This window comes from Gemmatimonas sp. (genome assembly GCF_027531815.1).
Classification (GTDB): domain Bacteria; phylum Gemmatimonadota; class Gemmatimonadetes; order Gemmatimonadales; family Gemmatimonadaceae; genus Gemmatimonas.
Genome location: NZ_JAPZSK010000004.1, coordinates 214,344 through 234,732, shown reverse-complemented (window position 1 = coordinate 234,732; position 20,389 = coordinate 214,344). Strand labels below are relative to the sequence as shown.

Sequence of the window (20,389 nt, the reverse complement as noted above, 5' to 3'; positions counted from 1 at the left end):
GTACCGGCCCCCTGTTGAGCACGGAGTATTGAGCTGGAGCGCCATCAGGCGGTAACCTTCCGGTTCACCTTCGCCCGCTGCCCATGTCACGTCGCATTGCGCTTGGCCTCCTGCTCTCGACCGCTCCGATCCCGGTTGCCGCCCAGTCCATCCTGCGCCCCGCGCCCGGGGCCCCCACGACGCTTACGCCGGCGCAGCAGGCGGCGCGCGCCGTCTACGAAGAGATGGTCGAGATCAACACCGCCGACTCGGTGGGAAGTGTGACGAAGTCGGCGGAGGCGGTAGCGGCGCGGTTCCGAGCGGCGGGGTTCCCGACGGCCGATATTCAGCTCGTGGGGCCGGCCGACAAGCCGGCCAAGCAGAACCTCGTGGTACGCTACCGCGGCAAGGGAGCGGGCAAGCCGATCCTGCTGCTGGCCCACCTCGACGTGGTGCAGGCCAAGCGCAGCGACTGGGCCAGCGATCCGTTCGAGATGCGGGAGGAGAGCGGCTACTTCATTGGCCGCGGCGTGGCCGACGACAAGAGCATGGCGGCCATTCTCACGGCCAACCTGCTGCGCTACAAGCAGGAAGGGTGGGTGCCGGAGCGCGATCTCATTCTTGCCCTCACGGCCGATGAGGAGGGCGGCAACACCAATGGGGTATCGTGGCTCATCGAACACCGCCGCGAGCTCATCGACGCCGAGTACGCCATCAATGAGGGTGGTGGTGGTACCCTGGGGCCGAATGACGAGCCCTTGTTTCACAGCATTCAGGCGGCCGAGAAGGTGTACCACGACTTCACCCTCACGGTACGCAACACCGGCGGGCACTCGAGTGTCCCGCGTAAGGACAACGCCATCTACTCGCTGGCAGCCGCGCTGCTCAGGATTCAGCAGTACACCTTCCCGGTCGAATTGAACGACGTGACGCGTCCGTTCTTCGAGCAGACCGCCAAGGTGGAGATCCCTTCCCTGGCGGCCGCCATGCGCGCCATTGTTGCAAACCCGGGGGACACCGCCGCGGCACGCATCATCAGCACCGACCCGCGCTACGCCAGCATGCTGCGCACCACCTGCGTGGCGACGATGCTGGAGGGCGGACACGCCCCCAACGCCCTGCCGCAGTTCGTGAAGGCCAACGTGAACTGCCGTATTGCGCCCACCAGCACCGGCTCGCAGGTGAAAGCCGTGCTGCAACGCCTCGTGAACGACAGCAGCGTGGCGATCGCGACCGACCGTCCCGATCGTCGGGACGGGGCGCCAACGCCCATCAATGCCTCGCTGCTGCGCGCCACCACCCAGCTCACGGCGGCGATGTTCAAGGGGGTACCCGTCATTCCCACCATGAGCACCGGGGCGACGGACGGCTACCGGTTGCGGGCTGCCGGCATTCCCACTTATGGCGTGAGTGGCATCTTCTCGGCGGCCGGTGAGACCAACGCGCACGGCCGCGACGAGAAGCTGCGCGTGAAGTCGTTCTACGACGGCCTCGAGTTCCTGTACCTGCTGGTCAAACAGGTTGCCGGCCCGACCAAGCCGATTTCCTGAGCCAGCCGAGCCTTTCTCTGCTTCGGGTCATGTCCCACTTCCAGCGCACACTCACGCGGGTCCTGGTGATCCAGCTGGTCACCCTGGCCCTGCTGTGGCTCCTGCAGTCCCGATACACCCCCTGAGCGCCACATGCATTGGATCAACTGGGTCATCGTGGCGGTGTACCTGCTCGTCGTCGTCGTCGACGGGCTGCGCCGCACGCGCGGCACGACGAACATCGAGGGCTATTTCCTCGCCTCGCGGCGCCTCCCGTGGTGGGCCGTCGGCCTGAGCGTCATGGCCACGCAGCTGTCGGCCATCACCCTCATCGGGACCACCGGGCAGGGGGCGACCGACGGCCTGCGCTTCGTGCAGTTCTACTTCGGGCTGCCCGTGGCGATGGTGCTGCTGGGGGTCACGCTCGTGCCCTTCCTGCACGGCGCCAAGGTCTACACCGCGTACGAGTACCTCGAGCGGCGCTTCGACGCGCGGACCCGGTCGCTCACGAGCTTCCTGTTTCTCCTCTCCCGGGGCATGTCGGCCGGCACGATCATCGCGGCGCCCAGCGTGGTACTGAGCGCGATTTTCGGGTGGGACCTCACGTGGTGCGTACTGCTCATTGGCGTCCCCACGATCGTCTATACCGTGCTCGGGGGGGTGGAGGCGGTCGCCTGGGCCGACGTGAAGCAGATGGTGGTTATCGTCGGGGCGCTGCTGGCGCTGGTTGCCGTACTCATCTGGCGTCTGCCGGTCCCGCTGGATGACGCCTTCCGCCTTGCCGGCGCCACCGGACGGCTACGCGTCTTTGATTTCTCCTTCTCGCTCACCGAGACGTACACGTTCTGGTCCGGCATCCTCGGCGGCACGTTTCTCATGCTGAGCTACTTCGGCACCGACCAGAGCCAGGTGCAGCGCTACCTGGCCGCACGTTCGGTGGACGAGGCCCGGAGTTCGCTGCTCATGAGTGCCTATTGGAAGATTCCCCTGCAGGCGCTCATTCTCATCATTGGCGTGCTGGTGTTCCTTTTCTACACCTTCGCGCCATCGCCCATGCTCTTCAATCCGCGGCACGATGGCATCCTGCGGGAGCGGCAGCCGGCGGTGTACGCGGCGCTCGAGTCGCGGCATGCCGCGGCGCTGGCGGGGCGCGAACTGGCAGCGCGTGACGCAGCCACCGCCCCCGGCGGCGCGGCGCTGGCCACCTTCAAGGCGCAGAACGACGCCCTGGAGACGGTGCGCAAAGACGCGCTGGCGGCCGCGGCCGTGGCCAGCGGCGAAAGTGCCCGCGACGTGAACTATATCATTCCGCGCTTCGTGCTCGACAACCTGCCGCTCGGTTTCGCGGGGGTGTTCCTCGCGGCCGTGCTGGCCGCGGCCATGTCATCGATTGCGGCCGAACTCAATTCGCTGGCCACGGCGACCGTCGTCGACTTCTACCAGCGGTGGTATCGAAAGGAAGATACCGATCGGCATTTCCTTACCGTCGGTCGCGTTGCCACTGCGCTCTGGGGCGTCTTTGCCATGGTCGTGGCAACCTACGCGGCCACGCTCGGCTCCCTCATTGAAGTGGTGAACCGGTTCGGTTCGTTCTTCTACGGCTCCATTCTCGGCGTCTTCCTGCTGGCGATGGTGAAGCGTGCCACCGCGTTGGGGGCGTTCGCGGGGCTCATCGCCGGCATGAGCGCGGTGGCAGCGGTCTCGTTCGGCCTGCCCACGGTGAGTTTTCTCTGGCACAACGTGATCGGTGCCGTGGTGGTGTTCTCGGTAGGGCTGCTGCTGTCGGTGGGAGGAAAGCGCGCGGCGTTGGCGTAGTAGACGGCGCAGAGGAACGACGCGCGATCGACGACGCGTTGGCGGGAACGCGTTGGCACCAACGCTCTGGCAAGTACGCGTTGGCAAGCACGCATGAACACGCGGGCACCAACGGGGGCGAAAACGCGGAGCGACCCGGTCGCCCGCGTCGGTGGGCGCGTAGGTGCCCGCGCCCCCGTGCGTAGTTGCCAACGCGTTCCCGCCAACGCGTAGCCGCCAACGCGTCATCGATCGCGCGTGGTCCCCCGCGTCGTGTCCCCGCCTACATTTTCGGCGGCATCGCGATCGCCTGCCCCGCCACCAGATTCGCCAGCAGCCGCGCCGCCCCCGGCACCCCCGCAGACCACTGCCGGAACAGCGCGAGCGTGACGTACACGTACCGCCCTCTGCCCACGGGCGCGGTGAGCAGCGCACCGTCATTGGCGGCTTCGTCGGGATCGTTCATGCGCAGCAGTGGCGTGTAACGCCGGTCGATCACGCTGGGCATGTAGGTGGCACGTTCCTGCGCCCAGTCAGCCCAATCGGCAGCGCCAATACGGTTGGGACTCGTGAGCAGCGGATGGGCGGGCTGCAGCACCGTGACCGGTGCGTCCTCCATGGTCACGCGCGCCGCCCGCGGCGCCCACTGCAGCGGATAGGGCGTGATTCCCGGGAAGGCGTTCATGTTCTGCGCGCCGTACTGCACCACCAGCGTACCGCCGCGTCGGGCATACTCCAGCAGCCGCGCGTTGTTCTTCACCAGCGTCTCACTCGTTTCGTAGGCGCGCGGCCCGACCACGATGCTGGTGAAGCGCGAGAGGTCCATACTGCCGAGCATGGCCGGCTCGAGCTTCTCCACCGTGATGTCGAGCTGCTCCAGTGCCTTGACGCCGGCATCACCGACCCCTTCCACGTAGCCCACGCGTGCGCGCGGGGGCAGCTTCACATCGACCGCCGACAGGTACATGCCCGAGGCGCCGTACAGGCGCATGGGCGTGATATGATCGTACGCCACCAGATACGGGCCGCTCGTGCTCATGGTGCCCTCGTGGAGTGCCATGGCACCGAGCTCGTGACGCCCGGCCCTGATGGTGCCGCGCACACGGAACGTCACCATTACACTGCCCTGCGCCTCCAGGGTGCGTTCACGCTCGACCGTGTCGGCCTTGAGACCATCGGGGAGCAGGATGCGCACCGCCACCTTGGCCTCGTGCGGATACGACGAGGTGACGCGCACCGGGATGTAGCGATCCACTGGCACTCCCGCGCGGATGTACTCCATGGTGCTGCCGAGGTTCACCGAGATGCCCGGCACCGCACTCACCGGAATCTGCAGATCGCCCTTGACCGGGTCGGCATAGCGGTAGACAACCGGCGTGGTGATGGTCACCGATTCCCCGGCGATCTGCAGGAACGCCTGCAGGACCGTGGACACCTTCTCCTGCTGAGCGACCTCATCGCGCGAATCGATGGGCTGCTGGAACCAGTCCTGCTGCTGGCGCCCCTTGGCACGCCACCACGGTGAGTTGCTCGCGAAGGCCACCGCCCATCGCGTCATCACGTGCGCGCTGTCGGGCGCAATGGTGACATCGCCCTGGTCGATGCCACGCAACCCGATGCCCGCCACGCCGGCATTGCGCAGGAAGATCGGTGCCCGCCCCCGGTTGAACACGGTCACCGTGACCGGCAACGTATCGTTCACGTCCACCTTTACCGGCTCACGAACCGGAAACGTGCCACGCGGGGCCGTGGCTTCCACCACCACGCCAGCCGCGAGCACGAGCGCCTGCTCCGTACGCTCCACGGTCGTGGCCATGGCCACCCAGAGCGCCGGGTCCGCCTCGTCCATTGCGCGCCGCGCATTGGGGCTGTTCCCACCGCGCAACCCGTCGTTGATGTATACGAAGGGGCCGCTCCCCAGCGTGTTGCGCACACGACGGAACTGTCCAAGTGTCCGCGCCAGCGGCTCGACGATGCCTGCAGGATCGGCAGCGCGATACTCGGCGCGAAGGTGCGTGAGCGCCTGGAGCGCCGAGTCCAGCACCGGCTGTGTCGCCGCCGGTACCCGACGGCGAATCGCCGCCCACGTGGTATCGATGCCGTCGAACAGCGAGCGTTCGGCGCGCGCATCGGCGGGCCCGGCACGCGTGGCTTCGCGCGAGAGATAGCCCCAGATCACGCCTTTGCGCTGGAGCACGCCAAAGCCCTGACTCTTGTGCTGCGACCGACTCTCCGCGGCAATCTCGTAGTAGCTTCGGCCGAGCATCGCATTGTACTCGCCGGTATTCACACGCAATGTGGCGCTGTCGGGTACCTGCCGCGCGCTGCGGTAGAATTTCTGCGGTGTCCACGGCATCCCGAACTCGCGCACGGGGAAACGCACCGTGTCGGCAGCCAGTTCGTAGGCCTCGCGTGCCAGCAGCCCGCTCACCTGATGATGCCCGTGGCCGTCGCGCGGCGTACCGCTGAAGAAGCCGATCACCACGTGCGGCCGGAACGCCCGCACCACGCGCACCACGTCGCCGAGGATGCTGTCCTTCGGCCAGTGCCGGTACGTCTCCTCGGCGTTCTTGCTGAACCCGAAGTCATAGGCGCGCGTGAAGTACTGCGTGCCGCCGTCGATGCGCCGTGCGGCGAGCAGCTCCTGCGTACGGATGGCGCCGAGCGCTTCGCCGAGTTCGTTGCCGATGAGATTCTGGCCACCGTCACCGCGCGTCAGCGAGAGATACGCCGTCTCCACGTGGCGGCCGCGGGTGAGCCACGCGATGATGGGCGTGTCTTCGTCATCGGGATGTGCGGCCACGGTGAGGACGCGCCCGGTGGTGCCGATCCCGGCCAGCGCAGACCCGAGGGCGGCCGCGCCACGTTCGGGAGCGACCTGTGCCGCGAGCGGAGCGGCCGGAACGACGAGCGCCGCGGCAAGAGCCGCGGCGCTGATCGTTCGCCTCGAAGCAGCGAAAGGGTGCATGGTGGTCAGTATGTGGCGGTCATGACCGGGCGCCCCTCGAGCACCTCACCCGTGTCCATCACCATCGCGACGATACGGGCCTGCTCCGCCTGGTGCGCATCGGCGAATCCTTCTGCCGGACTCGCCCGCTCCGGCCGTCCTACATAGCGCACGCCGACCGCCGCCCCGGCGCTCGCCCGCAGGCGCGGCTGCACGTAGGTCCACGCGCCCTGATTCTTCGGCTCTTCCTGCGCCCACACGACCTGCTCCAGTGCCGGATAGCGGTCGACCACCCGCTGGATGTCCTCGTGCGGCCACGGATACAGCTCTTCCACCCGCACGAGCGCCACGTGCGGATTGCGTGATGGCGAGAGCGCGAGATCGTAGTACAGCTTCCCCGAGCAGAACACGATGCGCCGTACGTCGTCGGGCTGCTGCGAGGCCATGGGATCGTCGATGACGGCCTGGAAGCCACCCTGCACGAGATCCGCGAGGCGCGACGCCGCCTGCGGCAGGCGCAACAGCGACTTGGGCTGCATACAGACGAGCGGTCGACGATCCTTGCGCAAGGCTTGTCGCCGCAGCAGGTGGAAATACTGCGCCGGCGTACTGCAGTAGGCCACGGTCATGTTCCCTTCGGCGCACAGCTGCAGGAACCGCTCGAGTCGGGCACTCGAGTGTTCGGGCCCCTGCCCTTCGTAGCCATGCGGCAACAGCAGCACGAGGCCACTGTCCTGCCCCCACTTCGCCCGGTCCGCCACGATGAACTGGTCGATGATAGGCTGCGCCACGTTCACGAAATCGCCGAACTGCGCTTCCCAGAGCGTGAGGGTATCGGTGGCGATGACGCTGTAGCCGTACTCGAAGGCCATGATGGCCGTTTCGGAGAGCGCCGAGTTGTACACCTCGAACGCGCCCTTGGCGCCCGGAAGATGGGCGAGCGGCGCATACTTGCGCCCGCTGTTCACATCGTTGAGCACCGCGTGCCGATGCGAGAAGGTGCCGCGTTCCGCATCCTGCCCCGTGAGGCGCACCGACAGGCCGTCGAGCAGCAGCGAGCCGAAAGCCAGCGCCTCGGCGTGGCCCCACTCGATTCCCCCCTGGTCCCCCATCGTTTCCCGACGACGTTCGAGTTGCTTGGCGAGGCGCGGGTTGGCGGCAAAATCGGTCGGCCACTGCAGGAGCGACTCGTTGATGAAGTGCAACCGTTCGGGCGCGACCCGGGTGGCCACCGGCCGCGGCGCCTCGGCAGGTTCCGCCGGCCACGGCGCGTGCTTCTCGCTGCCCAGGAGCGACTGCTTGAAGCGCGCGTGGATCTCGGCGTAGCGCTGCGAGACCTCCTGCTCCACGTGCGCCGCGTCTTCAGCGGTCATCACGCCTTCGGCGACGAGACGGCTCGCCCACACCTGCGGCACGGTGGGGTGCTTGCGAATGGCCGCCGTGCGCGTGGGCTGCGTGTACATCGGCTCGTCGCCTTCATTGTGCCCGTGACGACGATAGCCCACCAGATCGATGAGCACATCCTTCTTGAACGTGGCACGGTACGCGCAGGCCAGACGCATCGCAATGACGCATGCCTCTGCATCATCCGCGTTCACGTGGAAGATGGGAATCTCGAAGCCCTTGGCCAGATCGGACGCGTAATAGGTGGAGCGGGCGTCCGACGGGTCGGTGGTGAAGCCCACCTGATTGTTCACGATGATGTGAATCGTGCCGCCCGTCCGGTACGCGTTGAGATGCGAGATGTTGAGCGTCTCCGCCACGATGCCCTCGCCCGGGAAGGCCGCGTCACCGTGAATGGCCACCGGCACCACCACGTGCTCATTGCGGCGTCCGGGCTCGCCCGGCTCGCGCTGCAGCGCGCGCACGACGCCTTCGATCACGGGGTTCACCACTTCGAGGTGCGACGGATTGGGCATGAGGCGCAGCTTCACCTCGCGCCCGTCGACCGTGCGCGAGCCCATGTAGCCCATGTGGTACTTCACATCGCCGGTGGCGTTCTCATCGGCGGCATCATGATGCCCCTCGAATTCGGCGAACAGCGCCTCGAAGGGCTTGCCCATCACGTTGGTGAGGACATTGAGCCGGCCGCGGTGCGCCATGCCGATCACCACTTCGTGCGCCCCCGCGCGGCCGAGTGCGTCCACCATGGCATCCAGCAGCGGAATGAGCGAATCCGTGCCTTCAACGGAGAAGCGCTTGTATCCCTGGTACGCGCGTCCGAGGAAGCGCTCGAGCCCGTCGACCTCGTTGAGACGACGCAACACCTGCTTTTTTTCGTCGGCCGTGAGCGGGCGCGTGATGACACCGTCGCGGAATGCCTTGCGGAACCAATTCCGCTCTTCGTTCACTTCGAGGTGCCACACCTCGTAACCGATACGCCCCGAGTACACACGGCGCTTGCGTTCGATGACGTCCTTCGCCGTGGCGAAGCGATCGTCACCGAGCGCCGCGCCCGGGATCTGCGCCAGATCGGCGTCGGTGAGGCCGTGGAACTCGGGGTGCAGTTCGTCGGCGCCCGGAGGCGGGGAGCCGAGCGGATCGAGCTGCACGGCATAATGCCCGTACATGCGGATGGCCTGCTGCAGCGAGGCGGCCGCCGCCACCTTGGCCAGCAGGGCCGTCTCCACGACGCCGGCCGCCTGGCTCGCCGGTGCCGACGCCGAGGGACCGCCAAACAGCGACTCGGCGATACGGAAGTATTGACGCCACGTCTCGTCGACGCTGGCGGGATCGCGACGGTACCGCTCGAACTGCTCGGCGAACACCCCGTCGTTGAAGACACTCGTGATGGCTGACATGGGGAGAAATCTAGCGGAGCGACAACGGCTCGCGGCACATCAGGGGGAGGTGGGGAACTGCTGCGGCAGGACCAGCGTGAAGGTCGACCCCTCACCGGGGCGCGAGACCAACTCGATGCGCCCGCCCAGCAGGGTGGCGAGCCGCCTGGCGATATACAGACCGAGGCCGGTGCCGCGCGCACGGCGCGTCGCGGAGTCTGCCAACTGCGAGAAGGGGCGAAAGAGCCGCTGCATGTCCGTGGCGGCAATCCCCACGCCGGTATCCCGCACGGCAAACCGCGTGGTGGGCGATCCATCGGCGGCCGGGGACCCACGTGACACGCGCACGGTCACGGCGCCGACCTCCGTGAACTTGATGGCGTTCTGGCAGAGATTGAGCAGGATCTGCCGAAGCCGGGCCTCGTCGGTGACGAGCGGCGGCAGGGCGGGTTCGAGCTCGATGGCGAACGCGACCCCCTTCTCCCGGGCCAAGGGCTCCAGGAAGGGGTGAAGCGAGTCCATGAGTTCGTCCACCCGGAGCGGTGCCGTGCGCGCCGTCAGCCGGTCGGCCTCGAGCGAGGCGTAGGTGAGGATGTCCTCGATGAGGCTGCCGAGGTGACGACCGACGGTGCGCAGGCGCACGATCACATCGCGCTGTTCGACAGTCAGCGGGCCAAGGATCTCGTCTTCGAGGAGCTCGCCGTAGCCTTCCAGCGCGGTCAGCGGGGTGCGCAGTTCGTGCGACAACATGGCCAGCAGACTGGTCTTGGCCGCATCGGCCGACCGTGCCTCTTCGAGCAGGCGGGCCTTCCAGATCGCCAGCGCGGCGAGGTCGGCCATCACCCCCAGGCGCTCTTCATCAATGTCATCGAAGAGCGGATGCCCAGCGTCTCTGGTGATCGACAGCACGCCGAAGAGCTGCTGGTTGGCGAGCAGCGGCAACAGCAGAATTGGCCCCACGCCCAACGTGGGCAGCAGCGTGGCGAAGAAGGGCGAGCTTGCGCTGGGGCTGGCAAGGGAGAGGGTACGATGCTCACGCGCGACGCGGCCGGTCATCGTGCCCTCGAGGGGAAAGGAGATATCGAGGAGCGCCTGGGCCTTGCCGGCGACGGCTACATATACGCCATTATCACCGCTTAATTGCGCCACAGAGGCGCCACTTGCTCGTCCCCTGACCATGGAGAGTTGACACAACGTCTCCAGCACCTTGTGCGAATCGGTCTCGGCGGCGAGCGCGCGGGCCACCTGTCGCAGGGTGCCAAGCTCCTCGGTCTTTCGATAGTCGGAGTAGAGGAGGTCCTGATTGCTCGCCGGGAAGTCGGCGGGGTCGATGGCGGCGTGTCCCCCCGAGAGCCGCGGCGGCGGTGATGGCGAGTGCATGCGGGAACAGTGTACCGGCCCGCGTCGCTTGGGGAGCCATGGCATCTCCTCGCAAGATCACCGGCAAGCGGCCAGGGGCAGTGAACGGGCACCCCGACAAGCTGTGCGCGCGCTGTGGCCGGCCGTTCTCGTGGCGCAAGAAATGGGAGCGCGACTGGGAGCGTGTGCGCTACTGCTCTGACCGGTGCCGCATGGGGAAAAGCGCCGGCTGACGGCCTTCCGGCGCGCCGCCGCGTGCCGCGCCGGTGGTCAGGAGCGAGGTCCCCACTCGCGTCCCAGGCCGACCATGAGTTCCGTCATGAGTGCCACCGCATCCCACAGGTTACCGACCCGCAGGTTTTCGTTGGGGGCGTGCTGGCTGTTGTCGGCATTGACCGTGGGGACCGTGATCACGGTGGCGCCCAGCTGCTCCACAAAGTGAAACAACGGCAGTGATCCCCCCAGAATGGGGAGGGTGAACGGCTCCCGTCCGTAGCTCCGCGTCATGACCCGCTTGACCGCCTGGACGCTGGCCAACGTGCTCGGCACCCGCACGGCCGTGTACCCGCTGTCGTACGTGACGAGCGCGAGGCGACTGCGGTCGGTACTCCGGGCCGCCGCCCCGGCGTCACGGGTGATGGTGTAGCCATGGGCGATCAGATGCTGCTCGAGCATGGCGCGGATGCGTGCCGGCTGCTGGTCCGGGACGAGGCGAAAGTCGATGCTCACGCTCGCACTGGTCGGCACCGCGTTGCTGGCACCATTCCCCACGTTACCGCCACGAATGCCGCGCACATTCAACGCGGGCAGCATGATGCGCGCCCCCAGCGGGGCGTTGTCCGCTTCCGTGCGGGCAAGCCCGAGTGAGCGACGCACGCTGTCGTCGGTGGCACTGAGGGCGTTCACGAGCGCACGCTCGCCGTCGGACATGGGGGGCACATCGTCGTAGAAGCCGGGCAGCAGGATACGGCCGTCGGTGCTGCGCAATCCGGCCACGAAATGCGCGGCGGCCACAGCGGGGTTGGGCGACCAGTTGCCGTAATGGCCGCTGTGCAGCGCCCGGTTGGCGCCGTAGAAGGTGACCTCCGCCCCCATCACACCGCGCACGCCGAGTACGATCTGCGGGGCGCCGCTCACGTGCACCGGCCCATCGAAGAACAGCCACGCGTCGGCCCCCAGCAGTGCGCGGTGCGTGCGCAGGATGTCGCCAAGGTGATTGGACCCTGCCTCCTCCTCCCCTTCGAGGAAGAACTTCACGTTCACGCTCGCCCGTTGCCGCAGCGCCTGCATGGCGTCGAGCGCCGCCAGCATGGCCACGATGGGCCCCTTGTCATCGCTGGCGGAGCGTGCGCGGATGCGCACCTCGGGATCGATGGTGTCGCCTGGCGCCGGCAGTGGCACGTCATCGGTGGGGGCGCTGTTGCGATAGCGACTCAGCTTGGGCACGAAGGGCTCGCTCTCCCAGCCGCCTCCCGCCACGGGCTGCCCGTCGTAGTGCGCGTAGAACACCACCGTGCGCGTGGCCCCCGGCGTCTTGAGCTCGCCAAAGAGCGCGGGACTGCCGCCCGTGGGTGCCCGCAGCGGCGTGAGGGCGACCCCACGCTTCGCGAACGCCTGCGTAAGAAACGCGGCGTTCTTCGCGATATCGTCCTGGTTGCTGGCCACATTGGGGATGGCGAGCAGAGCGAACGCTTCGTCCAGGATCTGGCGTTCATGCTGCTTCCGCCACGCGTCCACCTGCGGACGAAGTGGCTGCGCGGTGGCGATGGCGGGCGCGAGGAGCGCGGCGGCGGTGAGAACGGTGAGGAGTGGGCGCATGGCCTCACCATACGGTGTGGCAAGGCGCGGAGGAAGGGAGACGCAGGGACCGCCGCTCGGCCGCCCTCCCCGCGCCTCTTCTGCTCCGCGCCTTCCCGATCAGAACTCGTACGCCGCCGTGAGGAACAGCGCGCGCGCGGGAAGGATGAAGTAGCGCACCCGCCCACTGCTGCTCACGGCACCACTGCCGAACTTGCGCGTATCGCCCAGATTCTGGCCGCGCAGCGTGACGCTCGTACGCCCCAACATCAGACGCGCCGTGGCATCGACCGTATAGAAGTCGGGGAGCACGCGATCGGGGCTGCTGGTGTTGTCGAGAAAGGCACGACTCTGATAGCGCCCCTCCACGCTCACCCACAGCCGCGACGCCGGCGTGACTTCCACCCGGTGCGCACTCGTGAAGCGCGGGGTGAGCAGCGGCTCCACGTGGCGACGCACCACCGGCGTGCCCCGCGACGAATCGGTGAACTGCCGGATGCGATTCGTGCTCCAGGTCGCGTTGCCGGCCAGCACCACACGATCGAGGCCACGATACGCCCAGTCGAGTTCGAGGCCGCGGCGGAAGCTGCTCCCCACGTTGCGGCGCAGAATGGAACCGCTGGCCGTGGGGGCGCCGATGCGCGCGATGTCGTTGCGGAAGTCCATGCTGTAGACGTTGACCGACAGGTCGAACGTGCGCCGCACGAGGTTGACCCCCGCTTCGAAGTCACGGAGCTGTTCGGGGCGCACGCGCGTGAAATCCCCGAAGGCCTCCACATTGCCGCTGTTGAGATCGTCCTCGCCGCCGAACAGGTCGTTGCGCGCCGGCTCGCGGCTGGTCAAGCCGTAGCTGGTGAATGCCGACACGCCGCGCGCGAGGGCGTAGGTCACCCCCGCCTTGGGGTTGAAGAAGGCCCAGTCGATGCTGCGCCCCGTGATGCCGGCATTGTCCGACGGTTCGTACCGGAACCGCGCCCACCGCCCCTGCCCGTCGGCGAACCAGGTGGCCTTGCCGCGCGTGTACGACAGCTTCACGAAGCCGCTCGCGTCCTGCTTGTGCCCGGTGTTGTCGTACAGTTCGGTATCGGGCTGGAAGTAGCCGCGATGCGCGCGCTGATACGTATTCGCGTTCACTCCCGTGTTGAGGGCGAGGGCACCCCGCTCCACGTTGTAGACGCTGGTGACGCCGTACCAGGTGTGCGCGAGATTGAAGCGGTAGCGATCGGGGAGTTCGAAATAGTCATAGTTGCCACTCGCCGAGTTGCGATAGACGGTGGTGTTTACCGCCCCGCCGTTCGCGAGCGAGCGTGACCAGGCCAGCGACACCAACTGCTGCCCGAACTTGTCCCGCTCGTTGGGCGCCAGCGGATTGAAGCGCCAGTTCTGCTGCAGCTGTTCGCGCGTGGCGCCGGTGTAGCTGAGCGTGTCGTAGAGCTGCCCCACCAGAGCGGTGAGCTTCACGATGTCGCGCTGGCCGAACCAGCCCGCGCCAAGAAAGCCGGTGCGGCCCGCCACGCCGCTGTGGTCGCGGTAGCCGTTGGTGCGCAGCGCACTCACGCGGCCATAGGCCGCGAACCCATTCTGCAGGCCGCTGTTGAACCCGGCGGTGACACGCTGGGCCCCGAAACTGCCCACCTGCACCTGCACATCACCGCCGGCCTCCTGGCGCGCTACCGGCATTGTTTCGAAGTTGATCGATCCCGCGTACGACGCCGTCCCGGCGGTGCTCGTGCCCACGCCGCGCTGCACCTGCACCGACTGGACGTTGGACATCAGGTCGGCAAAATTCGCGAAGTAGAGGACCTGGTCCTCCATGTCGTTGAGCGGCACGCCATCGATGGTGATGTTGATGCGCGTCTGATCGAGCCCGCGCAACCGCAGGTAGCTGTAGCCCCATGGCGTGCCGGTTTCGGTATGGGCCATGAGGCTGGGCGCGGCGTTCATGAGCAGCATGGGCACATCCTGGCCGAACTGCCGCTGTGCGATGGCCGCCCGTTCGATGGTCTTCTGCGCAATGGGCGCGGTACTGCCGGCACGAATGGCCTGTACCGAGACGCCCTCGATGCGCCGGGCCGCGCTGTCGGATCTCGCGGAATCGGGGCGCGCCTGAGCGCGGACCGTGGTGGCGGACCCGGCGGCGGTGGCGACTGCGGCGGCAGCCAGAACGGCAGCGGCCAGAACGCCACGGGGGGCGAATCCCTGGTGCGGCGCGCACGCCCATGCGCGACACGCGACAACCACAGGTCGCCCGGCGCGCACCAGGCGCGCGAGGATGCGACGAAACACGTTTGGACTCCCTACGCCGGTGCAAACCGGATCAGGTTCGGCGGGTGTTATCTCAGCCGGACGCTCACAGGCGGCGCCGGCACCCCGGTCATGTGGTGGACATGCTAATTAGCTTTGCCAATCATGACCAGTGGCGACCCTGCGGTGACCGGCACCCTCTGCACGTGGCTCTCCGCGCATGGCTCGTCGTGCGCGGAAACCTTCGGATTCGTCACGGGTGTGGCCAACGTATGGCTCGTGACGCGGCAGAGCATCTGGAGCTGGCCACTGGGCGTGCTGAACGCGGTGTTCTACATGATCGTATTCGCGCGCACGGGGCTCTACAGCGATACCGGGCTGCAGGTGGTGTACTTCCTGCTCTCGCTGTACGGCTGGTGGCACTGGACGCGGGGGGGGGCGCCGCATGCCCCCGTCGTGGTGACACGCACCCCCGCCAGTCTCGCCGTCGTGCTCGGTGCAATCGTGCTCGGCACGTGGGTCCTCCTCGCGACCATCACCTCGCGGATCCCCGGCGCTGCGCTGCCGTGGCTCGATGCGATCCTCGTTGCCATCAGCCTCGTGGCCCAGTGGATGATGACCCGCAAGCTGCTCGAGAACTGGCTGCTGTGGATCGCGGTGGACGTGGCGTACATCGGCCTGTTCGTGAATCGCGGCCTGCCGCTGACCGCGCTGCTGTACGCCGTGTTCTTGTGCCTCGCCGCGCTGGGCTATGTGCAGTGGCGGAAGACGCTGGCACCGGCGGCCGTCGGGTGAGCGTCGAGATGCCTCCACGTCCCCGCCGTCTCGTGGTGACCGGGTCCGAGAGTACCGGCAAGACGACCCTCGTGTCCCAGCTGGCAGCGCATTTCGGTCTGCCGCACGCCAGCGAATTCGTGCGCGCGTACGCCGGGCACAAGGGCGCGCCGCTCGATGCATCCGATCACTGGCCGATCGCGCGCGAACAGACGGCGCGACACGAGGCGCTCCTGCAGCAGGCCACGATCGACGGGACGCCGCTCGTGCTCTTCGACACCGATCTGCTGAGCCACGTGACCTACTGTCACCACTACACCGGCGGCTGTGACGCGGGCATCGAGGCGCTTGCACGTGATTGGGTGGCCGACCACTATTTGCTGCTCGACATCGACGTGCCGTGGATTGCGGATGGCGTACGCGACCGCGGCGACCGGCGCCAAGAGCTGCACGAGGCCTTTCTGGCCACCTTGCACCGCTTTGCGGCACCTTTCACGCTCATCAGCGGTTCATGGCAGGAGCGCTATGCGCGCGCCGCCGCCGTGGCCACGCACTGGCATCCCGTTTCCCCCTGACCTCCACCGAACACCATGCCGCGACCCCCGCAGCAGTATGCCAATCATGCGCAGTACACGCCGCTCTTTCATTTTTTCACGAGCCCGCTGGCGCTGATCTTCCTCGTGTGGAGCCTCACGCGTTTCTTCAACAATCCGTCGTACGATACCGGCTACCTGCTGGTGGGTGCCCTCGCCCTGTTCGGCGTAGTCTCGGTGTCACGGCTGTCGCCGCTGCGCGCGCAGGATCGCATCATCCGACTCGAGGAGCAGCTGCGCTACCAGCGAGTGCTGCCGGCCGCACTCGCGGAGCGGGCCATGACCGCCCTCTCGCCGCGCCACTACATCGCGCTGCGGTTCGCCAGCGACGCCGAGTTGGCGGGGCTCGTGGAAACGGTGATCGCCAACCCCACCATGAAGGGGAAGGAGATCAAGCAGCAGATCAGGAGCTGGCGCGCAGACTACTTCCGGCTCTGAGCCGCCGCGTTCGCGGACGGGTTCCGGCCAGGAGACCCGTCGAATACCACGGCGTGCGCGGACGCCAGCAGTTCCACGGGGAGTCCGCCGTTCGCCGTGCGCAACAGTGGGGACAACGTCAGCCGCAGCTGTCCCGCGAGCGCACGATCGGGGGGCACCAGCATCCCCAGCCGCCAGCCTCGTCCTCCTGCTCGCAACACGTCGCCCAGTCGCGCGTACAGACCGCGCAGGTCGGCGCCGCCGCTCACCCGCTGTCCGTAGGGCGGATTGGTCAGCAGTACGCCGCGCGTACCGATTGCCGCCAGGTTGGTCTCCGACAGCGCCCCCTGCTCGATCGTGAGATCGTGCAGCACACCGGCGCGCTCGGCGTTGGCGCGCGCGGCGGCAATGGCGCCCGCATCGCGATCGCGCAGCACGATGGGCACCCCGGCCGATGGCTTCGCGCGCGCCCGGGCCTCGGACCGGACCGCGGCATAGGCCACCAGCGGGGCCTGCGGCCACTGCTCCATGGCAAAGCGGCGCGCCACGCCGGGCGCCATGTCGCGCATCAGAAGTGCCGCCTCGATGCCGATGGTCCCCGACCCGCAGAACGGATCGACCAGCGGCACGTCGCCCGACCATGGCAGCGCGGCCAGCAGCGCGGCCGCCAGCGTCTCGCGCAGCGGCGCCTTGGCCACATCGAGGCGCCAACCACGGCGATGCAGCAAGGCCCCCGAGCTGTCGGCGCTGATCGTACAGCGGTCGTGGTCGAAGCGTACAACGATGAGCTGCGACGGTCCCGTTTCCTCGTCGTCGTCGTCATCGTCGCGGGCCCGCCCCACGATCTGCGCCCCCGTGATGGTCCCCGCGATACCGCGCGCGATACGCTCCGCAACCGCATCGGAGTGATAGAGGCGCGACTTTCGGCAGGTGACGCGCAGACGCACCGAGCCGCCGGGCACGATGACGCGCCCCCACGGCACCCGCGCCGCCGCCTTCTCGAGGGTGGCGAAATCCCGGGCCTCGAACGACGTGAGCCGCACGATCACCCGACTGGCACACCGCGTCCAGCAGTTGAGGCGGAACAGCTCGGGGAGCGTCAGGTGGAGCGAGACACCGGCGGCGCTCACCGCCTCGACATGAAGCGACTGGGCGGCGCACTCGGCGGCAACCAACGGCGCGAGGCCCGGGGCGCATACGGCGAAGGCCTCGACGCGCTCGGGCCAGGACGTCACGGGGCGGCCGGGCGCGCCGCGCTTACGCGGCGTTGGCACTCAGCTCGCGACGACGCATGCTGCCCACCGACGATCGCCCGCCACGGGCCACCAGCAACTGCCAGTAGTCTTCGGCGTCGAGTGGCGGCGCGAACAGGTAGCCCTGTCCCAGCTCGCAACCGAGCTGGCGCAACGCCCCGCGCTGCGCCTCCGTTTCGATACCTTCGGCCACGGTGCGCATGCGCAGCGTTTCCCCAAGTGCCACGATTGCCTGAGCCAGCACCGGTCCTTCGCCTCCCTGATCGATGACCTCCACGAACGCCTTGTCGATCTTCAGGATGTCGATCGGATAGCGCTGGAGATAGCTGAGGGAAGAATAACCGGTTCCGAAGTCGTCGATAGCCAGCGACACCCCGAGCGCCTTGAGGGCCACGAGGCGCTGCATCGACAGCTCCGTGTTGTGCATCAGCATACTCTCGGTGATCTCCAGCACGAGCAGCTCCGGGTCGAGCCGCGACTCCTCGAGCGCGGCACGCACGTCGTCCACGATTTGCGCATCCTGCAGCTGACGCCCACTCAGGTTCACCGTGATGCGGCAGGGGTAATTACGCTCGCCTGTCCAGCGCTGGGCTTCCCGACAGGCACGGCGCAATACCCACCGGCCGATCGGCACAATCAGCCCCGTCTCCTCGGCGATGGGAATGAACACGCCAGGCGGGACCGTGCCGCGATCACGACTCTTCCATCGGACCAGTGCCTCGGCGCCAATCACGTCGCCCGTGGCGAGCTGCACGATGGGCTGGTATTGCAGGAAAAACTCGTCGTGCTCGATGGCCCGTCGCAGGTCCGCTTCGACGACCAGCCGCTCAAGGGCATCCTGATGCATCTGCGGCTCGAAGAGCACGTGCTGCCCCTTGCCGCGTGTCTTGGCCACGTACATTGCCACATCGGCGTTACGCACCAGTTCGTCCGACCCTTCGCCACGTACCGAGCGGGCAATGCCGATACTGGCGTTCACGAACACTTCCTTCCCCGCAAGGATGAATGGGCGCGAAAGCGCCTCGCCGATGCGGTTGGCAAACACGAGCACGTCGTCCTCTGATTCGGCAGCCTCGAGCAGCACCGCGAACTCGTCACCACCCAGACGGGCGATGAGGTCACTCGTGCGCGCGCAGACAGCGAGCCGCCGTGCGGCCTCCACGAGCAACCGATCGCCTTCGGCATGGCCGAGCGAATCGTTGACCGTCTTGAAGTTGTCGAGATCGAGGAAGAGGACGGTGACCGGCTGCCCCAGGCGCGCGTGGCGCGCGAGGGCGTGCCCCACCTGATACAGGAACAGGCTGCGATTGGCCAGATCGGTGAGCGGGTCGTGGAACGCCTGGTGCATGTACTGCTGCTTGATGACACTCTGCTCGGTGACATCACGCGTGTTGAGCACCAGCCCTCCCACGACGGGCTCACGCAGCAGGTTCGTACCGACGTTGTCCACGGTCATCCAGTCCCCGTTGGCGTTGCGGAGGCGCCATTCGCGCTTCAGCGTCCCCTGGGTGGGGTCACCGGTCCGCCTTGTGGACCCTGCCAGCTCCTCGAGGAAGCATACCCCCACGTCGAGATCGTCCGGGTGTAGCAGCTGCGTCAGGTTCGTACCGAGCAGCTTCGCCGGGTCATGACCGAAGACCGTGGTCATGGACGGACTGGCGAAGCGAATGGTGCCATCGGGATCGACGATCATGATGACATCACTCGAATGCTGCACGAGTGCCTGGAAGCGCGCCTCGTTCTCGCGCGCGGCGGCTTCGGCCAGCGCCATCACCGCTTCCCGGGAGGAGACGATCTGCCGCGCGAACGCCAGCACGGTGAGCAGGACGGCGCCGAAGACGAGACCAATCATCGGCTGCGTAGCCTGCTCCAGCGCGACCTTGAGCAGCAGCGCGAACCCCGGCAGCGTCGCGGCGTACGGCAGCAGGCTCGACGTGGTCACCCGGCGCTCCCGCGGCCTGCGCGTGTCGTGCGGTATGCCGCCGACGGCGCTCACCCATGCCGCGGCGGCGAGCAGACTCACCGAGAGCGGGGTGACCATGTGCGTGACATCGGGGCGCGGCGTGCCATCGAGCATCTGCGCGACCGACGCGGTATGGCCGAGGAAATTCGCGAGCAGCGCCGCCCCCACGAGGACCAGAGTATTGGCGTGGTGCTCCAGCACGGTCCGGCGCCACACGATCGACGCCACCAGGACGAGCAGCAGGTCGAGTACCCCCTGCAGATGCTGCAGGACGAACCAGAGGCGCGTGGGCGTGGCCGTCAGCCCCTCGGTGGTCGTGATGGTGAACCACGCCAGCAGCAGACCACCCACCGCCACCGTGGCCATGTCGAGAAACAACTTGAGCCGGTCCACGGCCGATCGTGGCGCAGGCGGCAGCTGCATGAGGGCGCCGAACGTGGCGAGCGGGGAGGCAAGTGCCGTGCCCACGAGCAGCAGTTCGGCCCACGTTTCACCGACGGCCACGGGCATGCCGAGCGCCAACTGCTCGGCGGGCGCCAAGGCGATGGCCAGCATCATGATGCGCCAGAAACGGCGGGTCCCGAGGTCGAGCGACAGCTGGGCCGACGCCCGCCTGGCCAGCAGCAGCGCCAAGACCGCCACGGGCACCGGCAGCAGGAGGCGAGCAAGCAGGCCACCGGCGTGCTGGCGATCGCTCAGGGCGAACCAGCTGGCCACCGCCACGGCAAACAGCAGCAGCAGGCTCATCACCGCGCGCTCCCTGCGCACCCCCGTTGGTGCCACCGTCACGGCGGGCACGCCGCCGGCCAGAATACCGGTGGTGTTGGGGCGGTGGTCGGAGGACCCGTGCACTCGCTGGCGTCGGCGTTCGACGCCACGTGTTGCTTTCATGAAGGGAAACGCGGGGGAAGAGTGATCCCTGTCAGGACGCCCCACCCGGCAACACCGTCACGTTGTTGC

At 67.6% G+C, this 20,389-nt stretch carries 13 protein-coding genes and 1 riboswitch; of the genes, 6 read left to right on the top strand and 7 right to left on the bottom strand.

What is annotated here, in order from left to right:
• Positions 1-83: 83 nt before the first annotated feature.
• A complete protein-coding gene (locus tag O9271_RS04920; protein ID WP_298266622.1) occupies positions 84-1,529 on the top strand; it encodes a M20/M25/M40 family metallo-hydrolase in 1,446 nt (481 codons plus the stop codon).
• Between the two features lie 132 nt (positions 1,530-1,661).
• A complete protein-coding gene (locus O9271_RS04915) occupies positions 1,662-3,323 on the top strand; it encodes a sodium:solute symporter (protein WP_298266619.1) in 1,662 nt (553 codons plus the stop codon).
• Between the two features lie 262 nt (positions 3,324-3,585).
• On the opposite strand, the gene O9271_RS04910 is transcribed toward O9271_RS04915, so the two are convergent.
• From O9271_RS04910 to O9271_RS04900, 3 genes are read right to left on the bottom strand one after another with little or no spacing between them, the layout of a single operon-like run.
• Entirely contained in the window at positions 3,586-6,270 is a 2,685-nt protein-coding gene (locus O9271_RS04910; protein ID WP_298266617.1) for a PIG-L family deacetylase, read from the bottom strand.
• Positions 6,271-6,275: 5 nt separating this feature from the next.
• Positions 6,276-9,050, bottom strand: a complete 2,775-nt coding sequence (locus O9271_RS04905; protein WP_298266615.1) for a 2-oxoglutarate dehydrogenase E1 component — start codon at positions 9,048-9,050, stop codon at positions 6,276-6,278.
• A 39-nt stretch (positions 9,051-9,089) separates the two neighbouring features.
• Positions 9,090-10,409 carry a GAF domain-containing sensor histidine kinase gene (locus tag O9271_RS04900; RefSeq protein WP_298266613.1) on the bottom strand — a complete coding sequence of 440 codons (1,320 nt, stop codon included), beginning with the start codon at positions 10,407-10,409 and terminating at the stop codon, positions 9,090-9,092.
• A 38-nt stretch (positions 10,410-10,447) separates the two neighbouring features.
• On the opposite strand from O9271_RS04900, the gene O9271_RS04895 reads away from it, so the two are divergent.
• Positions 10,448-10,621 carry a DUF2256 domain-containing protein gene (locus tag O9271_RS04895; protein ID WP_298266611.1) on the top strand — a complete coding sequence of 58 codons (174 nt, stop codon included), beginning with the start codon at positions 10,448-10,450 and terminating at the stop codon, positions 10,619-10,621.
• A 37-nt stretch (positions 10,622-10,658) separates the two neighbouring features.
• Here the strand turns inward: O9271_RS04895 and O9271_RS04890 are convergent, their stop codons facing one another.
• Both O9271_RS04890 and O9271_RS04885 read right to left on the bottom strand, forming a co-directional pair.
• Positions 10,659-12,206 (bottom strand): M20/M25/M40 family metallo-hydrolase, encoded by a 1,548-nt coding sequence (locus O9271_RS04890; RefSeq protein ID WP_298266609.1) that lies wholly within the window; start codon positions 12,204-12,206, stop codon positions 10,659-10,661.
• A gap of 99 nt (positions 12,207-12,305) precedes the next feature.
• Entirely contained in the window at positions 12,306-14,471 is a 2,166-nt protein-coding gene (locus tag O9271_RS04885) for a TonB-dependent receptor (protein WP_298266607.1), read from the bottom strand.
• Positions 14,463-14,568: riboswitch (TPP riboswitch) on the bottom strand. (Overlaps the previous gene by 9 nt.)
• Positions 14,569-14,594: 26 nt before the next feature.
• On the opposite strand from O9271_RS04885, the gene pnuC reads away from it, so the two are divergent.
• Genes pnuC through O9271_RS04870 form a run of 3 tightly spaced genes read left to right on the top strand, consistent with a single transcriptional unit; the run spans position 14,595 to position 16,234 of the window.
• Positions 14,595-15,224, top strand: a complete 630-nt coding sequence (pnuC, locus tag O9271_RS04880; protein ID WP_298266605.1) for a nicotinamide riboside transporter PnuC — start codon at positions 14,595-14,597, stop codon at positions 15,222-15,224.
• Positions 15,225-15,232: 8 nt separating this feature from the next.
• Positions 15,233-15,778, top strand: a complete 546-nt coding sequence (locus O9271_RS04875; protein ID WP_298266603.1) for an ATP-binding protein — start codon at positions 15,233-15,235, stop codon at positions 15,776-15,778.
• Positions 15,779-15,793: 15 nt separating this feature from the next.
• Entirely contained in the window at positions 15,794-16,234 is a 441-nt protein-coding gene (locus O9271_RS04870) for a DUF6526 family protein (RefSeq protein WP_298266601.1), read from the top strand.
• On the opposite strand, the gene O9271_RS04865 is transcribed toward O9271_RS04870, so the two are convergent.
• Both O9271_RS04865 and O9271_RS04860 read right to left on the bottom strand, forming a co-directional pair.
• The gene (locus tag O9271_RS04865) at positions 16,219-17,448 is read right to left on the bottom strand and encodes a hypothetical protein (protein ID WP_298266599.1); all 1,230 of its coding nucleotides are present in this window, start codon (positions 17,446-17,448) and stop codon (positions 16,219-16,221) included. The two genes, O9271_RS04870 and O9271_RS04865, sit on opposite strands and share 16 nt — an antisense overlap.
• Positions 17,449-17,470: 22 nt before the next feature.
• Positions 17,471-20,320 carry an EAL domain-containing protein gene (locus tag O9271_RS04860; RefSeq protein ID WP_298266597.1) on the bottom strand — a complete coding sequence of 950 codons (2,850 nt, stop codon included), beginning with the start codon at positions 20,318-20,320 and terminating at the stop codon, positions 17,471-17,473.
• Positions 20,321-20,389: the final 69 nt, after the last annotated feature.